This window comes from Nitriliruptor alkaliphilus DSM 45188, assembly GCF_000969705.1.
GTDB lineage: Bacteria > Actinomycetota > Nitriliruptoria > Nitriliruptorales > Nitriliruptoraceae > Nitriliruptor > Nitriliruptor alkaliphilus.
In genome coordinates, this window is the sequence record NZ_KQ033901.1 from 462,306 (window position 1) to 478,739 (window position 16,434).

General features: G+C 72.4%; 13 protein-coding genes and 2 pseudogenes. 3 read left to right on the forward strand and 12 right to left on the reverse strand.

Annotation, left to right across the window (positions count from 1 at the left end; translation table 11 throughout):
* Positions 1-85 precede the first annotated feature (85 nt).
* The 11 genes and pseudogenes from NITAL_RS02190 to NITAL_RS02240 all read right to left on the reverse strand — a co-directional run bounded on the left by NITAL_RS02190 (position 86) and on the right by NITAL_RS02240 (position 12,642).
* Positions 86-1,345, reverse strand: coding sequence for a complex I subunit 1/NuoH family protein (locus NITAL_RS02190; RefSeq protein ID WP_052664443.1), 1,260 nt, complete (start codon positions 1,343-1,345; stop codon positions 86-88).
* Positions 1,342-3,807 (reverse strand): NADH-quinone oxidoreductase subunit G, encoded by a 2,466-nt coding sequence (locus NITAL_RS02195; RefSeq protein WP_083442059.1) that lies wholly within the window; start codon positions 3,805-3,807, stop codon positions 1,342-1,344. The genes NITAL_RS02190 and NITAL_RS02195 overlap by 4 nt, the downstream gene beginning before the upstream one ends.
* A gap of 162 nt (positions 3,808-3,969) precedes the next feature.
* A pseudogene (nuoF, locus tag NITAL_RS02200) lies at positions 3,970-5,205 on the reverse strand (NADH-quinone oxidoreductase subunit NuoF); the annotation flags it as partial.
* A 98-nt stretch (positions 5,206-5,303) separates the two neighbouring features.
* Positions 5,304-6,365, reverse strand: a complete 1,062-nt coding sequence (locus NITAL_RS02205) for an NAD(P)H-dependent oxidoreductase subunit E (RefSeq protein ID WP_052664444.1) — start codon at positions 6,363-6,365, stop codon at positions 5,304-5,306.
* 136 nt (positions 6,366-6,501) lie between these two features.
* Positions 6,502-7,803 carry an NADH-quinone oxidoreductase subunit D gene (locus NITAL_RS02210; RefSeq protein ID WP_052664445.1) on the reverse strand — a complete coding sequence of 434 codons (1,302 nt, stop codon included), beginning with the start codon at positions 7,801-7,803 and terminating at the stop codon, positions 6,502-6,504.
* A gap of 20 nt (positions 7,804-7,823) precedes the next feature.
* The gene (locus NITAL_RS02215; protein WP_052664446.1) at positions 7,824-8,501 is read right to left on the reverse strand and encodes an NADH-quinone oxidoreductase subunit C; all 678 of its coding nucleotides are present in this window, start codon (positions 8,499-8,501) and stop codon (positions 7,824-7,826) included.
* A 35-nt stretch (positions 8,502-8,536) separates the two neighbouring features.
* Positions 8,537-8,986 (reverse strand): annotated as a pseudogene (locus NITAL_RS02220) (NuoB/complex I 20 kDa subunit family protein); the annotation flags it as partial.
* Complete coding sequence (locus NITAL_RS02225; protein WP_052664447.1) at positions 8,977-9,336, reverse strand: NADH-quinone oxidoreductase subunit A; 360 nt, start codon at positions 9,334-9,336, stop codon at positions 8,977-8,979. The pseudogene NITAL_RS02220 and the gene NITAL_RS02225, both read right to left, overlap by 10 nt.
* 208 nt (positions 9,337-9,544) lie before the next feature.
* Positions 9,545-10,819: a geranylgeranyl reductase family protein gene (locus tag NITAL_RS02230; RefSeq protein WP_052664448.1), complete on the reverse strand. Its 1,275-nt coding sequence runs from the start codon at positions 10,817-10,819 to the stop codon at positions 9,545-9,547.
* A gap of 126 nt (positions 10,820-10,945) precedes the next feature.
* The gene (locus NITAL_RS02235; RefSeq protein ID WP_052664449.1) at positions 10,946-11,947 is read right to left on the reverse strand and encodes a hypothetical protein; all 1,002 of its coding nucleotides are present in this window, start codon (positions 11,945-11,947) and stop codon (positions 10,946-10,948) included.
* A complete protein-coding gene (locus NITAL_RS02240) occupies positions 11,944-12,642 on the reverse strand; it encodes a class I SAM-dependent methyltransferase (RefSeq protein ID WP_342674214.1) in 699 nt (232 codons plus the stop codon). The genes NITAL_RS02235 and NITAL_RS02240 overlap by 4 nt, the downstream gene beginning before the upstream one ends.
* Positions 12,643-12,907: 265 nt before the next feature.
* Between NITAL_RS02240 and NITAL_RS02245 the strand changes: the two genes are divergently transcribed.
* The 3 genes from NITAL_RS02245 to NITAL_RS02255 are packed head-to-tail and all read left to right on the forward strand — an operon-like array spanning position 12,908 to position 15,680.
* Positions 12,908-13,837, forward strand: coding sequence for a hypothetical protein (locus NITAL_RS02245; protein WP_052664450.1), 930 nt, complete (start codon positions 12,908-12,910; stop codon positions 13,835-13,837).
* A gap of 38 nt (positions 13,838-13,875) precedes the next feature.
* Positions 13,876-14,454: a hypothetical protein gene (locus NITAL_RS02250; protein WP_052664451.1), complete on the forward strand. Its 579-nt coding sequence runs from the start codon at positions 13,876-13,878 to the stop codon at positions 14,452-14,454.
* Positions 14,451-15,680 carry an isochorismate synthase gene (locus tag NITAL_RS02255; RefSeq protein ID WP_211262153.1) on the forward strand — a complete coding sequence of 410 codons (1,230 nt, stop codon included), beginning with the start codon at positions 14,451-14,453 and terminating at the stop codon, positions 15,678-15,680. The genes NITAL_RS02250 and NITAL_RS02255 overlap by 4 nt, the downstream gene beginning before the upstream one ends.
* Positions 15,681-15,857: 177 nt before the next feature.
* Here NITAL_RS02255 and NITAL_RS02260 read toward each other — a convergent pair whose 3' ends face one another.
* Positions 15,858-16,265, reverse strand: coding sequence for a hypothetical protein (locus NITAL_RS02260; protein WP_052664452.1), 408 nt, complete (start codon positions 16,263-16,265; stop codon positions 15,858-15,860).
* Between the last annotated feature and the right edge of the window lie 169 nt (positions 16,266-16,434).

Here is a 16,434-nt window from a genome sequence, read left to right on the forward strand (position 1 = left end):
CGACCGAGGATGCTGTACCGCAGGAACAGGTACACGGCACCGGCCAGGACGAGGAAGCTCAGCAGGGTGATCAGCGCGGAGGGCATCAGCGCGACACCTCCTCAGGATCGGCGTCGAACCCGACGTCGGTCGTGTCGGGGTCCACGGTCCCGGCCGCGGCGGTCTCAGCCGGGGCTCGGCGACCACCCCGGGCCGTCCCGGGCTCGGTGTCGTCGCCGCGGCCGCCGAACAGGGCGAACAACAGCACGAGGCCGGCGAGGACCGCGAGCGTGATCCGCGCCCCGTCCGGCAGGCCGCCCTCGACCTCCTCGATGAGGACGAAGCCGGCGGTGACCATGGTCCACACCAGCGCCACGGGGATCAGGACCTTCCACCCGAGGTCCATCAGCTGCTTGTAACGCACGCGCGGCAGTGCGCCACGCAGCAGGATGAAGAACAGCACGAAGACGCTGACCTTCAGCGTGAACCAGAGGATCGGCAGCAGCGAGGTGAACGGCTCGCCGAGCCCGAACGTCGGACCGTTGGGTCCGCCGAAGAAGAGGGTGACGACCACGGCCGACATGGTCACGGCGGCCATGAACTCGGCCAGCATGAACATGCCGAACTTCATGCCGGAGTACTCGGTGTTGAACCCGCCGACGAGCTCACCCTCGGCCTCGGCGAGGTCGAACGGTGGGCGACCGGCCTCCGCGACCATGCCGACCACGAACACCAGGAAGGCCGGGAAGAGCGGGACCACGTTCCAACCGGGGATGCCCTCGATACCGAACAACGCCTGGTCCTGGGCGGCGATGATGTCCGAGACCCGCAGGGACCCCGTGTAGATGAAGACGCTGGCCACGGCCAGGCCCTGGGCGATCTCGTAGCTGACCATCTGCGCGCTCGAACGCACCCCACCGAGCAGCGGGTAGGGCGAGTTGGAGGCCCAGCCGGCCAGGAACGTGGAGTACACGTGGATCGAGCCCATGGCCAGGAACCACAGGATCCCGACGTGCAGGTCGGCGACCACCAGGGGGAAGGTCTCGCCGAACATGGTCACGTTCCCGCCGAGCGGGATGACGGCCACCGACAGGAACCCCGCGATCACCCCGATGAGGGGTGCGAGTACGAAGATGGGCTTGTTGACCATCCCCGGCGTCACGTCCTCCTTGAAGAACATCTTCAGACCGTCGACCAGCGTCTGCATGATGCCGAACGGCCCGACGCGGTTGGGTCCGAGCCGGGACTGCATGCGCCCGAGGATGCGGCGCTCGGCCCAGATGAGCAGCGCGGTGAACAGCAGGAAGTAGAGGAAGACCGCGACCGCGCGGACGAGGTAGACCCAGAACGGGAAGGTCTCGGTCACCCTGCCACCTCCGCGGTCGTGGCCTGGTCGTCCGCCCGGGCCACCACCGTCACCGTGACCCGTGCGCTGCCGTCCTCGGCCGCCAAGGACCGTGCCGGCACCTCGGTCGAGTTCGCGGGTGCCCGCACGACGCCCGGGACCACGTCGTGGCCGACCCGCGCGGGCAGCCGGACCCGTCGACCGCCGGCCGACAGCTCGACCTCGTCCCCGTCGGCGACGCCGAGCCGTTCCGCGTCGGAGCTGTGCAGCGTGGCGTAGGGCTCGCGCCGGGTGGCGAGCAGATCCACCGCACCGCTGAGCATCGTGCCGTGGTCGAGCAAGGCCGGCACCGTGACGAGCTCGAGGGTGTCGTCGTCCCCGACGTCCCCGGTGTCGGCCCCATCGGTCGCCGCGGCCGGCGTCGGGGCGGTGTGCGGGGTCGCGCGGACACCGAGCGAGGCGATCTCGGCCCGCAGCTGCGCGAGGTCGGAGAACCCGAGGTCGCGGCCCTGGACCGCCGCGAGCTGCTGGACGATCTCCCAGTCCTCCATCACGAGGTCGGGCGCGTCGATGGCCCGGGCGAACCGTTGCGTCCGGCCCTCCCAGTTGGTCATGGCGCCGGAGCGCTCCTGGGTCGCGGCCGCCGGGAGCACCACGTCGGCGAACTCGGCGACGGTGGCGTTCAGGGCCAGGTCCTGCGCGACCACCAGCTTGGCCTTCGCGAGGGCCTTGCGGGCCAGCTCGGGCGAGGCCGCGTCACGCAGCGGGTCGACGCCGATCAGGTGCAGGACGTCGACCTTCCCCGCCGCGGCGTCGGTCAGGATGGCGTGCAGGTCGCGACCGCGGTCGGTGGGCAGGGCGCCCCACACCGCCTCGACGGCGGTGCGGTCATCGGCGTCGTCCAGCCGCCGTCCGCCGGGCAGCACGCCCGCGGCGAGGCCGGCCTCGAGGGCGCCCCGGTCCCCGGCACGACGTGGCACCCAGTTGACCTTGCCCCCGCACGCGTCGGCGAGAGCGGTCGCGGCGGTCAGGGTGCCGGCCCCGGCCCGTTCGCCGACCAGGATGACCGGCGGGGTGGTGGCGGCGCGCAGCTCGGCGGCGACCTCGGACAGCTCGGCGGACCCGTCACCGGTCAGCTCGGCCGTGAGGGCGTCGAGCGCGGCAGCGGCGGCACCCGGGCGGGTCCCGACCCGTCGCCAGGCGAGGTCCCACAGGGACCCGAGCGACGGCCCGACGGCGACGAGACGGGCCTTGCGGTCACGCCACGCCTTGCGGAGCCGCAGGTGCAGGATCGGCACCTCCTCCTCCGGGTCGAGGTCGACCACCAGGGTCACCGGCGAGGCCTCGACGTCGGCGTAGGTCGCACCGTCACGCCCGACCAGGGTCACCAGCTCGTCGGCCTCCGTCGGCGCCGCGAAGCGGGTGCGGAAGTCCAGATCGTCGCTGCCGAGGACCGTGCGCACGTACTTGGCGACCGCGTAGGCGTCCTCGTCCGCGAGGCGGCCTCCGGTCAGCACCGCGACGCGGCCGCTGCCGGCCTCGGCTGCCTCACCGATCGCGGTGGCGGTCGTCACGAGCGCCTCGGCCCAGCTGGCGTCCACGAGGTCTCCGCCGCGGCGGAGCTTCGGGGTGGTGACCCGGGTGGGCGCGGTCAGGTGGGTGAACCCGAACCGGCCACGGTCGCAGTTCCAGGCCTCGTTGACGGCGAGGTTGGTGCGTGCCAGCTGGCGCTGGATGTCACCTCGGCGCGACTGCACGGTCAGCGAGCAGCCGGCCGAACAGTGGTCGCAGACCGACGGGGTGGTGACCACGTCGAACGGCCGCGCCTTGAACCGGTAGGACGCCGACGTCAGGGCACCGACGGGGCAGATCTGGATGACGTTGCCCGAGAAGTAGCTCTCGTACGGCTCGTCCTCGTAGATGGCGACCTGCTCGAGGGCACCGCGCTCGAACAGCTCGATGAACGGGTCACCGGAGATCTGCTCGGAGAAGCGGGTGCAGCGGGCACACAGGACGCAGCGTTCGCGGTCGAGCAGCACCTGGGCGCTGACGGCGACGGGCTTCTGGTAGCGACGCTTCTGGTCGACGAACCGCGAGGTGTTCGCGCCGTGGGCGAGCGCTTGGTCCTGCAGCGGGCACTCGCCGCCCTTGTCGCACATCGGACAGTCGAGCGGGTGGTTGATCAGGAGGAACTCAAGGGTCCCCTCCTGTCCCTTGCGCGCCACCTCGGAGGTCAGGTGGGTACTGACGACCATGTCGGGGGCCACCGGCATCGTGCACGACATGACGGGCTTGCGCTGCCCCTCGACCTCGACCACGCACTGGCGGCACGCACCGACCGGGTCGAGGAGGGGGTGGTCACAGAAGCGCGGCACGATCGTGCCGAGCTGCTCGGCGGCGCGGATGATCAGCGTGCCCTTCGGCACGCGGACCTCCTGGCCGTCGATGGTCAGGCTGACGAGGTCGTCGGGCTGCTCAGACATCACTCACGCCTGCCCTGCGGGAGCCGGGCTCGCCGCGGTCGTCGTCGGGGCCGGGGTGGCGACCGGGATCTCGGTACCCCGCGCCGGTGGCAGCACGGTGCCGTGCTCGTCGCTGCGCGCGTCGAGGGTCGCGATGTCGCGCCGCGGCGGTGTCGTACCGAGGGGGCACCGTCCCTGGCGGAGGTGCTCGAGGTACTCCTCGCGGAAGTGCTGGAGGGACGCGACGATCGGCGAGGTCATCCCGTCACCGAGGGCGCAGAAGCTGCGCCCGAAGATGTTGTCGCAGATGTCCTGGAGCAGGTCGAGGTCCTCGAGGCGACCGCTGCCGGTCTCGATGCGGTGCAGGATCTGGCTCAGCCAGTAGCCGCCCTCGCGGCACGGCGTGCACTTGCCGCAGGACTCGTGCTCGTAGAAGCGGGTCCAGCCGAGGACCATGTCGACCACGCAGGTGGCGTCCGAGTACAACATGAGGGCGCCGGTACCGAGCATGGACCCGGCCTCCATCACGTCCTCGTAGGTGTAGGGCGTGGATGCGGCCGACGCGGGCAGCAGGGGCGTCGACGATCCACCGGGGCAGAAGAACTTCAGCTCGCGGCCGTCCTTCATGCCGCCCACCGCCTCGAGCATCTCGGCCACGGTGGTCCCGAGGGCGAACTCGTAGTTGCCCGGGCGTTCGATCTCGCCCGAGATGCACATCAGCTTCGGCCCGGCGCTCTTCTCGGTCCCCCACTGGCGGTACCAGTCGACCCCGTGGCGCAGGATGAACGGCACCGACGAGATCGACTCGACGTTGTTGACCGTGGTCGGGCAGCCGAACAGCCCGTGGGTGGCCGGGAACGGCGGCCGCAGCCGCGGTTGGCCGCGCCGGCCCTCGAGCGAGTCGAGGAGGGCGGTCTCCTCGCCGCAGATGTAGGCGCCCGCACCGCGGTGCAGGGTGAGGTCGAACCGCTTGCCCGAGCCCATCACGTCCGGCCCGAGGTAGCCGCGCTCGTAGGCCTGACGGATGGCCCGGGTCAGCTGTCGTCCCGCGTACGCGAACTCGCCCCGCAGGTAGATGTAGCCCTGCTCGGAGTTGAGCGCGAGCCCACCCACGATCATGCCCTCGACCAACTGGTGGGGGTCGAGCTCCATGACCTCGCGGTCCTTGAAGGTGCCCGGCTCGCCCTCGTCGGCGTTGCAGACGATGTAGATCGGCTTGCCGGTGTCCTGGGCGACGAAGGACCACTTCATGCCGGTCGGGAAGCCGGCGCCCCCGCGTCCACGGACGCCCGCGGTCTTCACGGTCTCGATGATGTCCTTCGGGTCCATCTCGAGCGCCGTACGGAGGCCGACGTAGCCGCCGTGCTGCTCGTAGACGTCGATGTCCCCGGCGTTCGGGACGCTGTAGCGCTCGGTCAGCGCGACGGCGGCACCGGCTGCCGTGTGGGCGAGGTGCCGGTCGGTCCCCCCGGTCGAGGTGGGCTGCTCGGCCCCGTCCGCGGACGTGGTCTGGTCGCTCACCGGTCACCTTCCTCGGGCTCGTCGGTCGGTGGCGGCTGGGGCGTGCCCGGCTCGGGCGCGTCCGCCGGGATGCCCGTCCGCGCCAAGGGCTGCGGCTTGCCAGCCTCCTCGTCCATGGTCTCCTCGGCGCCGACCGAGGCGTCGCCGGGGGGCGTCGGGGTCGGATCGGTCACCTGCTCGCCGAGCTCCTGCGCCTCGCTGTAGGCCCCCTCGTCACGGGTCGCCTCGGCCGCGGCCACGTCCTCGGGTGCGGCACGGTCCTCGGGCCCCGCGACGTCCTGCTGCTCGGTGGCCGCAGCGGCGTCGGTCGCGACGGCGTCCGGTGCGCGGTCGGTGGGCGACGGCACCTCGCCGAAGCCGGCGGCGGCCGCGAAGGCCTGCCCCCCGTGACCGGTCGGGTCGCCACCGGGGTGGGTGACGGGGATGTCGGTCTCACCCGACCGGTACGCCGGCGGCACGGGGCTGGTGGCCTGCACCCGCGCCGCGTCCACGAGCTGGGCGTGGACCCCGTCGTCGATGCCCGACAGCTCGCGTTCGACGGCCGTGAAGGTCGGCGGGACCTGCCCGGACCGGTTCGAGGCGGGCGGGTCGCCCGCCTTGGCCTTCTTCAGCAGGTCCATCGCCTCGTCCTGGGTGACCGGCCCGAACATCTCGTAGTTGATCTGCACCACCGGGGCGGCGTCGCAGATCCCGAGGCACTCGGCGTGCTCGACCATCACCCCGGCCCCGTCGGGGTCGACGTGGGCACCGCCGCACGCCTCGACGTACGACTCGTAGATGGCCTGGCCGCCGGCGATCTTGCAGGTGGGGTTGGTGCAGACGCTCAGCAGGTAGTCCCCGACCGGCTCGCGCTTGTACATGGTGTAGAAGGTCGCCACGGCGCCGACCTCGGCCTTGGTCAGCCCGAGCACGTCCGCGCACATCGCCACGCCGTCCTCGCTGACGTAGCCCTCGTGGGCCTGCACGAGGTGCAGCATCGGCAGCAGCGCAGCGCGCGCGACGGGGTACTTCTGCGTCAGCGCACGCAGCTCGTCGCGCGTGGTCTCGGTGAGGGGCACGGGTCTGGACCTCAGGGGCGTCGGATGGGGCGGGGTCGAGCGGGGTCGTACGGGTCGTGCGGGGTCGTGCGGGGTCGTGCGGGGTCGTGCGGGGTCGAGCGGGGTCGTGCTGGTACGGGGTCGAGCGGGGTGCGGGCTAGCGGTCGACGCCGCCCATGATCGGGTCGAGCGAGGCCACCACGACGATGACGTCGGACACCGACCCGCCGCGGCTCATGACGTCCGCCGCCTGCAGGTTGACGAACGAGGGCTCGCGGACGTGGACGCGGTAGGGCTTGTTGGTCCCCGACGAGGTCACCGCGTAGCCGAGCTCACCGCGGGGCGATTCGACCGTCTGGTAGACCTGGCCCGCCGGGACCGTGAAGCCCTGGGTGACGAGCTTGAAGTGGTTGATCAGGGCCTCCATCGACTCGCCCATGATGTGGCGGATGTACTCGGGGTCGTTGCCGACGCCGTCGGCGCCGACCGACTGCTGCGACGGCCAGGCGATGTGCTTGTCCTCGACCATCACGGGGCCGCCGGGCAGCTGATCGAGGGCCTGGCGGATGATGCGCATCGACTCGTCGATCTCGGCCATGCGGACCTCGAACCGGCCCCAGCAGTCGGCCAGGTCCGAGGTCGGCACGTCGAAGTCGTAGCGCTCGTAGCCCGAGTACGGCTGGTGCTTGCGCAGGTCCCACGGCACGCCGGCGGCACGCAGCAGCGGGCCGGTGATGCCGTACGCGTGACACGTCTCCGCGTCGATGATCCCGACGTCGCGGAGGCGATCGTTGAAGATGGGGTTGCGCCGCAGCAGGTCCTCGAAGTCCCGCATCTTGCCGGGGATCATGTCCAGCAGCGCCTCGCAGCGGGCCGCGAAGTCGTCGGTGAGGTCGTGCGCGAGACCACCGGGGCGGATGTAGGCGTGGTTCATCCGCAGGCCCGACTGCGACTCGAACAGGTCGAGGATGTGCTCGCGCAGCCCGAAGCCCATCGTCATGACGGTCGTCGCGCCGAGCTCCATGCCTCCCGTCGCCAGCCAGATCAGGTGCGAGCTGATGCGGTTGAACTCGAGGAGGATGACCCGGGCGACCTCGGCGCGTTCGGGGACGCGCACGTCGAGCAGCTTCTCCACCGCCAGGCAGAAGGCCATCTCGTGGTAGAGCGGGGCGACGTAGTCCATGCGGGTGAAGAACGTCGGCCCCTGGTGCCAGGCGCGGAACTCGGCGTTCTTCTCGATCCCGGTGTGCAGGTAGCCGATGATGGGCTGCAGCTTGGTGATGGTCTCACCGTCGAGCTCGAGCAGCAGCCGCAGCACGCCGTGCGTCGACGGGTGCTGGGGGCCCATGTTGACCGTGAGGAGGTCGTCCTCGACGGCGTCGACCACCGACTCCCAGTCCGCACCCTCGACCCACAGCTCACCCGTGGTGTCCGCACTCCCGCGCTCTGAGACACTCATGCCTCCACCTCCGACGCCGCTCATTCCACGATCTCCCGGAGGTCGCGCTGGTCCGGCGGGGGGATGAACTTGTCGTTCTTGTAGGTGATGTCCACGCCCCCGAGCGGGTAGTCCTTGCGCTGCGGGTGCCCGAGCCAGTCATCGGGCATCAGGATGCGCTCCAGGTTCGGGTGGCCCTCGAAGACGACCCCGAACATGTCGAAGACCTCGCGCTCGTGGAAGTTCGCCGTCGGGAACAGGTGGGTCACCGTCGGCAGCGTGCTGCTGCCCTCCTCGTCGGACACCCCGACCGACAGACGCAACCAGTGGTTGAAGGCGATCGACCGCAGGACGTAGAGCACCTCGACCACGCCCTCGTCGCGTGAGATGCGGTACTCCGGCCACCCGGTGGTCGACTGCTGGCGCTCGATGACGTGCTCACCGGCGGGCCAGTGCACGGCTGACAGATCGGCGAGCAGCGCGCACGCGAGGGCTTCATCGTCGCGGCAGAAGGTGATGACGTCGACGAGTTGCGTGGGGCTCACGAAGAGCGTCAGTTCGCCCCGGAACTCGAGGGAACGCACGCCCTCGAAGCGCTCCTGGACCCGCGCGACGAGCCGCTCGTTGGCGAGCGGCGGGCCGTCGGTGCCGGGGATGGGCGTCGCGGCCTGGTCGCCCGTGGCCGGTTCGCGACCCGGGGTGATGGTGGGTTCGCTCACGCCTGATCCGCCAGCTCGCTGAAGGTGGACGTGCGGACCTGCTCACGGAGCTTGAGGATGCCGTCGAGCAGCATCTCAGGGCGCGGGGGGCAGCCCGGGACGTACATGTCGACCGGCACGATGTGGTCCACGCCCTGCACCAGCGCGTAGTTGTTGAACATCCCACCCGACGTGGCGCAGACCCCCATCGACAGGACCCACTTGGGCTCGGACATCTGGTCGTAGATGCGGCGCAGGACCGGCGCCATCTTCTGGCTCACCCGGCCCGCGACGATCATCAGGTCCGCCTGGCGCGGCGAGGCGCGGAAGACCTCCATGCCGAAGCGGGCGATGTCGTGGCGGGGGCCACCCACGGCCATCATCTCGATGGCGCAGCAGGCCAGGCCGAACGTCGCCGGCCACATCGACGTGGAACGCGAGTAGTTGACGAACCGTTCCAGGTTCGTCAGCAGGACGCCGTTGGGGAGCTTGCTCTCTAGTCCCACTCGAGGCCTCCTCGGCCGATCTCGTAGATGAAGGCCACACCGAGGACACCCAGGAAGATCGCCATCTGGGCCAGACCGAACCACCCGAGCGAGCGGAACACGACGGCCCACGGGTACAGGAAGACGGCTTCGACGTCGAAGATCAGGAACAGCATCGCGACCATGTAGAACTTCACCGAGAACCGTGACCCGATGATCTTCGCCTGGGGCACGTTGCCCGACTCGTAGGCGGCGAGCTTGGTCGGGTTGGGTACCCGCGGGCCCACCAGCGAGCTGACCGCCAGGGACCCGACCGCGAAGGCGGTGGCGAGGCCGGCGAGCAGCAGGATCGGCAGGTACTCGGACAGCATCGGGCGTCTTCCTCGGTGGTCGCTCGAGGTGGGGTGCGGTCGGTCGTGCCGTCCGCGCTGCACGCGGGGGCGCGTGGCCGGGGGTGCTGCCGCCGCACGTGGTGCGCGCAACGGTAGGGGCGGGCTGTCACGGGCCGCAAGGCGCGCGGACCCGTGCGGTCGGGTGGGTCAGGTGAGACGGACGGTCAGTGGTCGGGGCGGATCGGGATCAGGCGGCCGGCGCCAGGCGCGACAGGGTGTTGATGACGACGTCCTTGGTGTCCGACGGGTGGCGGTCGGTCAGGTGCGCCATCAGCTTGAACACCAGCTCCATCAGGGGCCGGACCGGCATGCCGTAGGTGGTGCAGACGTGCATCACGGCGGGGTGGCCCACCAGCTCGGCGAAGACCTTGCCGAGCGTGTAGTACCCGCCCCACCGCTGACGAAGCTCGCGGTCGTAGGCGTCGAGGTCGGCGGTGCGCTTGCTGGTGAAGGCACCGTCGACCACCTCGGCGGCGAGGCGAGCCGCCTCCATGGCGTACGAGATGCCCTCGCCGTTGAACGGGTTGACCATCCCCCCGCTGTCGCCGACGAGCAGCACCCCGCGCTGGTGCAGCGGGGTGCGGTTGAAGCCCATGGGGATGGGGCCGGAACGGATCGCGTCGGTGCGGTTGTCCTCGGTGGTGTGCCACTCGTCGGCCATGCCCCCGGCCCAGGACTGCAGGAGCCGCCGGTAGCTGACCGCGCGGAAGTCCTTCGAGGTCGACAACAGGCCGAGCCCGACGTTGATGGTGCCGTCGTCGAGCGGGAAGACCCAGCCGTAGCCCGACAGCAGGTCACCGTCGGCGTCGGTCAGGTCGAGGAACGAACTGATCCACTCGTCGTCGGCCCGCGGCGAGCGGTAGTAGGTGCGCGCGGCGACGGCCATCGGCCGATCGGTGCGCCGGGTGACCCCGAGGCGCTTGCTCAGGCCGCCCGAGGCACCGTCGGCCGCGATGACGACGGGGGCCCGGACCTCACCCTCGCGGCCGTCCTCGTCCCGCCAGGTGACGCCGGCGACGCGACTCTCGCTGCCGTCGCGCCACCGTGGTCCGGTGACCGCGACACCCTCGTGGAGGACTGCCCCGAACGACTGTGCCCGCCGAGCGACGGCCTCGTCGAAGACCTTGCGGGTCGCGGTCGCGCCCCAGGACGGCCAGTCGTCGAGCTGCGGCCAGGGCAGCTCCATCGCGGTCGAACCACCGTGGATGCGCAGGCCCTTCTGGGTCGCCCACCCGTCGACCCGGCCGTGGGCCTCGTCGACCATGCCGAGCTCGAGCAGTTCGCCGACCACACGGGGGGTCAGCCCGTCGCCGCAGACCTTGTCGCGAGGGAAGCGGTCCTTCTCGAGCAGCACCACGTCGTGCCCGCGCGCAGCGAGGTGCGCGGCCGCGGCCGCACCACCGGGACCGGCACCGGCGACGACGACGTCGGCGTCCGTCACGGCACCGAGCGTGGCGGCCATCGTCGGACTCCTCGATCACGCGGGGAGCGCTCGTGAAATCCTTCACGAGCGCCCGCGCAGTCTACCCACTCCGGCCAGCGGTCCAGACGGGCGTGCGAGGGAGAGCGGCACGGGCGCGGGGGCGGCTCACGGGGCGGGCGGGGTGGTCGCCGTCTGCAGCCGATCGACGAGGTCCAGCAGCTGCCCGGCTGTCAGCGAAGCACCCGGCTCGGGACGCTCGACGACCGCATGACCGTCGTCGGCGCTGCTGATCCGCAGCACCAGCTCCACCACGCCGGCCGCCTCCGAGCTCGCGCCGCTCGTGCCCGGCCCGTCGGCACCGAGGTCCCCACCCGACAGCTCCAGGCGCACCTCCAGGACCTGCCCGTCGCGCAGGTCGAGGGTGCCCGGAAGCGCGCGGTCGCTTCCGCCCAGACCGCCATCGATCCCGCCCAACCCGCCATCGATCCCGCCCAACCCGAGGACAGCGAGCAGGGCGGCGGCGCGCACCTCGACGTCCAGTCGCCGCACCTCGCCGGCATCGCGCGCGCCGGTGACCGTCACCTCCTCGAGCAGGGAGGCGAGCCCCTCCGAGGCCGGGGCCGGGTCTCCACCGTCGTCCGTCGTGGCGCCGAGCAGCTCCCCGAGGTCCCCGACGTCGGTCAGCGCCACCCAGCCGCCGGCGAAGGAGGTCGCCAGCGCCTCCCGACCCGCGGCATCGACGCCGAGCTCCTCGAGGGCGGGGCCGAGCGCCTCGGCGGGATCGCGCCTCTCGAGGCCGAGGAGTTCACCGAGGCCGGTCCGCAGCAGCAGTCCCTCGCCGTCCCCCTGGGAGATGGCTTCGAGCAGCGGCACGTCCCCACCGAGCGTGAAGGCGACCTGGAGCCGCCCGTCGGGCTCCCGTGCCCCGGTCAGACCGGCACCGTCGAGGAAGGCGGCGGCCTCGACCGCGTCACCCCCGAGCTGGTCGAGCGCCGCCCGGTCCGCCTGAGCGGACAGGCTGAAGGTGAACGGGGATGCCGCCGTGGCGGCCACCGCGGCCTCGAGCTCGGCCTGCGGATCGAGTGCCGCGCGGCAGCCGAGCAGGCCGAGCAGCACCACCAGCACGGGGACGAGCGTCACCCCGGTGCGCCGCCGACGGCGGTTCACCGGCGGAACCCACGGTGCACGGCGACGATCCCCCCGGCGAGGTCCTTGACCTGCAGCTCGGCGAACCCGGCGGCCTCGAACCAGCCCGCGACGACACGGCGGTCGGGCCAGGCCAGGATGGACTCGGCCAGGTAGACGTAGGCATCGGGCGAGGAGGAGACCACTCGTGCGACGGTAGGCACCGCTCCGACCAGGTAGCGCCGGTAGAGCTCACGGAACGGCCGCCACGTCGGCGCGGCGAACTCGCACACCACGACGCGTCCCCCCGGCCGCAGGACGCGGGCGAACTCCCGAGCCGCAGCCTCGGGGTCGGGGACGTTGCGCAGACCGAACGAGATCGTCAGCGCGTCGAAGCTCTCGTCGGGGAACGGCAGCGCGAGCGCGTCGCCGTTGACCCAGACGATGCCGTCGTGACCGCGCTCGTAGCCCACCCGGAGCATCTGCTCGGACAGGTCGAGGGCAACCACCGACCGGGCCCCTCGCGCGACGAGTTCGGTCGCGACGTTGCCGGGTCCGGCGGCGACGTCGAGCACGTCGGCGTCGTCCGGTCGGGCCGCACGGGCCACGACCCGCCGCCAGTGGGCGTCCTGCCCGAGCGACAGCGCGGCGTTGGCCAGGTCGTAGCGGGGGGCGACCCGGTCGAACATGGCCTGGACGAGGGCGGCGTCCTTGCCCTCGCGGCCAGCGGCGGGCAGGACACCTGGATCGGCGGAGGGGTTCGAGGTCACGACAACCATCCGGTCGAGACGTGCGGGGCGGGGGACGGCGGGATGGCGTACAGCAGGGGCGGGACCACGGAGCCCGGGTGCGGGCTGCGGACAGCCTCGCGGGACCGCTCAACGCGGGCCACCCACCTGCCGATGACCTGACGACGGGGTACCGCGGTACGAGGCTACCCCCGGCCACGGCGCCCGGACGCGCGGTGGACGCGGCACCCGGTGACCACCGAGGAGACACGACGTGCCCTTCGCACACTGCACCGACTGCGGCGCCCCGGCGCTGATCGACCCCTCCGGCCGCTGCCCCGAGGGGCACGAGGTCGGGCACGCGGGCGCCCGGGTCGCGGCCGGCATCGGCACCAGCGTCCCGCACCCGGACGAGCCCAAGCCCTGGGTCGGCGTCGTGGACATCGACCCGATCCTGATCGACAGCCAGCCGCCCCAGCCCCGCGTGGCCCTGCCTCCGTCACTGCCCGCCTCGCGGGACACGACCCCCGCCGCCGCCACGGAGGCCGTGGCCCCGGCTGCCGAGAGCAGCGACGACCTCCTCCGGGTGCTGCACGACCTCGGGGATCTCGGCGGCCTCGGCTCCGACGGTCCCGCCGTGGCGCCGCCTCGGCCCACACCGGCCCCGGCCTCCCAGGACCCCGTCCCGCCGGTCCCACCGGCGAACCTCGCCGTGACGCCCGGCTCACCGGCGCCCCCGAGCTCGCCCGAGGAGGCCACCGGCCTCGACGAGCTCGCCAGCCTCGCAGCGGCCATCGGATCGCTCGACGACCGCGACGCCAGCGCCGCCAGGCCGGTGTCACCACCTCCCACCGCGCACCCGGTCGCCGCGCCCGCGCCGACACCGTCGGCCAGCATGCTCGACGAGCTCTGGGTCGCAGCCGAGCCGTCACCCCCGATGCCGCCGGCCGCCGCAGCGCCGCCAGCCCCTGCAGCGCCACCGGCCCATGCGATGCCACCTCCCGCACCAGCACCCACCGTCACCTCGTTCGGGGCGGCCCTACCGCCGGCCCCGGTGCCGGTGGCCGCGCCCCCCGGCCCGCCGCCGACCGCCGACGCGGCGAACTCGCCGTTCGACGGCTCGTTCACCGCCCGCGGGGTCGGCCGACGCACCCAGCGTCGCCTGGACGAGAAGGCCGCCAAGAAGGGCCTGTTCCGCCGCTGACGGGGAGGCACCCCGCTGGGTGCCGTAGCCTCGCGCACGTGCCCCCGTCGAACCCGCCCCACGACCCCGCGCCGTCGCCCACCGACGGCGCGCTGTCGCGTCCGGACGCGGCCCTCGCCGCAGCCGTCTCCGACGACGAGGACGCACCCTTCGACCTCGACGGGCTCGCCGCCGAGGTCGGGGCCACCAGCGCCCTCCTCGGCTCGATCGCTCGGGCCGGCCTGCTGCTGCCGCACCACGTCGATGCCTCCGGCGTGGCCCGGTACTCGCGCGCCGACGCCGAGGCGGTGCGTGGTGGGCTCGCCCTGGTCGAGGCCGGGCTGCCCCTCGGTGAGCTGCTCGACCTCGGTCGACGAACCGATGCTGCCGTACGCGAGATCGCCGACCACGCCGTCGACGCCTTCCTCCGGTTCGTGCGCGACCCGGTCCGCGGCACCGTCGACGACGAGTCCGAGGCGAGCGAGCGACTCGTGACCGCCTACCGCGTCATGCTGCCCGCGACCGAGCGGCTCGTGGCCCACCACACGCGGCGCCGGCTGCTGGCTGCCGCCGCGGAGCGTGTCGCCCGCGAGGTGGAAGGTCCGGACGGCGCCCGCGAGGACGGAGCCGGCGCGTGAGCCTGCGCGTCGTGACACGGCGGCTCGACGACGACCGTCCGCTCCTCGACCTGTCCCCCGCGTCCCACGACCCGGTGGCGTGGGTGCGGCGCGGCGAAGGACTGGTCGGCTGGGGGGTGGCTGCCCGCCTCGATCCTGGTCCCGGTGACGAGCGCTTCGCCCGCGCGGAGACCCAGCTCCACGACCTCGGCAGGGACGCCGAGGTCGACGACGAGGTCGGGCTCCCGGGCACGGGCCTGGTGGCGCTCGGGGCGTTCACCTTCGATGCCGGTGCGGCCGGGTCGGCGCTGATCGTCCCGCGCGTGGTGGTCGGCCGTCGCGGTGGGACCACGTGGCTGACCACCCTCGATCCCGACGGTGCGGCCACCGTCCCCGGTCCGGCGACCACGCCACCCCTCACACCGCCCCGCGACCGGCCGCGGTTCGCCGGCTCGTCCAAGCCGGACCTGCGCTGGCTGGAGGCCGTGGCGATCGCGGTGGACCGCCTGCAGGCCGGCGACCTCGACAAGGTCGTCCTCGCCCGCGACCACGCGGTCTGGTCGCAGGAGACCTTCGACCCGCTCGACCTCGCACGCCGCCTGACGGCACGCTTCCCGAGCTGCCACACCTTCGTGGTCGAGGGCCTCGTCGGCGCCACGCCCGAGCTCCTCCTCGCCCGCGACGGTGACCGGGTCACCTCCCGCGTGCTGGCCGGCACGACCGGCCGGTCCACCGACGAGGCCGAGGATGCCGCCCTCGGCGCCGCCCTCCTCGCATCGGACAAGGACCGTCACGAGCACCAGCTGGCCGCCGACTCGGTCCGGGAGGTCCTGGCGGCCCGCTGCGCCGACCTGCAGCACGACCCCGAACCGCGGCTGCTTCGCCTCGACAACGTCCAGCACCTCGCCACGCTCTTCGGTGGCCACCTCGACCGGTCCGCTTCCGTCCTGGAGGTCGTCGCCGAGTTGCATCCGACCGCGGCCGTCGGTGGCACCCCGAGGGACCGGGCGCTCGAGGTCATCGCCGAGCTCGAGGGCATGGACCGGGGACGCTACGCCGCACCGGTCGGCTGGATCGACGCAGCGGGCGACGGCGAGTGGGCCATCGCGCTGCGCTGCGCCGAGCTGGCGGGCGCACGGGCGCGGCTCTTCGCCGGCGTCGGGATCGTCGCCGCTTCTCTGCCGGAGGACGAGCTCGAGGAGACCCGCTTGAAGCTCCTCGCGATGCAGGCCGCCCTCGAACCGTGACCCAGCCGCCTCCCCTCCGCTCCGCGGGGGACGGCCGCCGACCGAGGTCGGAACACGGATCACGATCCGCCCGCCGGAGAAGCGTCCTGGGATCCGAGCATCGAAGACGCCATCATCCGGCCGTAGCAAGCGGAGCGAGGCACTACGGCCGCAGCATCTAGGTCAAGCGGCAGCCCGTCAGGGCCAGAGCGGTTGCCCGTCATCCGGGTCGACGACCCCTCGGACGTCGTGAGTGAAGAACACGTCCATCGGTTCGCCCTCGATCGCGGGGCTGCAGTTGGTCGTCACGTGGGCGTGTGTGTCCCCGATGTCGTAGCCCCACGCGATGTTCACGACCGGTGGCTGAACGATGTCCGGCCCGTCTCGACGGGTCCGCCTCGCACAACGCAGCCATGAGCCAGATCCGGTCTCGGTGTCCCAGGCGCGACGCAGCAGTTCGTTCGCGACCGCTACCGGGTCGTCGGGCGCGCTGACGAGCTCGTAGCGGCGCACGAGCGCCGCCAGCCGCTCGTGGTAGCTGGCGAGATCCCGCTGCTCGGAGACGCGCAGCGTCACCCGGTCGTCGACGACCCGAGCCTCGGCCACGTGACCATCGAGCGCCCTCGTCCGGTGACGCCAGGCTTCGACCGTGACGCCGGAACGGCGTTGGACCGCCGTCTGCCGTCACCGTCGTCTTCTCACGTCACCGAGCACCCCGACGACCGGTGGGACACGCCCGGCGTCGCGAGCTCGTCGAGGCGGTTCGCGGCCGGGC

What these genes read in the sequence shown, in the direction of transcription:
- NITAL_RS02195 (WP_083442059.1), bottom strand. Translation starts at nt 3,807, where the DNA reads ATGTCTGAGCAGCCCGACGACCTCGTCAGCCTGACCATCGACGGCCAG.
- NITAL_RS02210 (WP_052664445.1), bottom strand. Translation starts at nt 7,803, where the DNA reads ATGAGTGTCTCAGAGCGCGGGAGTGCGGACACCACGGGTGAGCTGTGG.
- NITAL_RS02225 (WP_052664447.1), bottom strand. Translation starts at nt 9,336, where the DNA reads ATGCTGTCCGAGTACCTGCCGATCCTGCTGCTCGCCGGCCTCGCCACC.
- NITAL_RS02230 (WP_052664448.1), bottom strand. Translation starts at nt 10,819, where the DNA reads ATGGCCGCCACGCTCGGTGCCGTGACGGACGCCGACGTCGTCGTCGCC.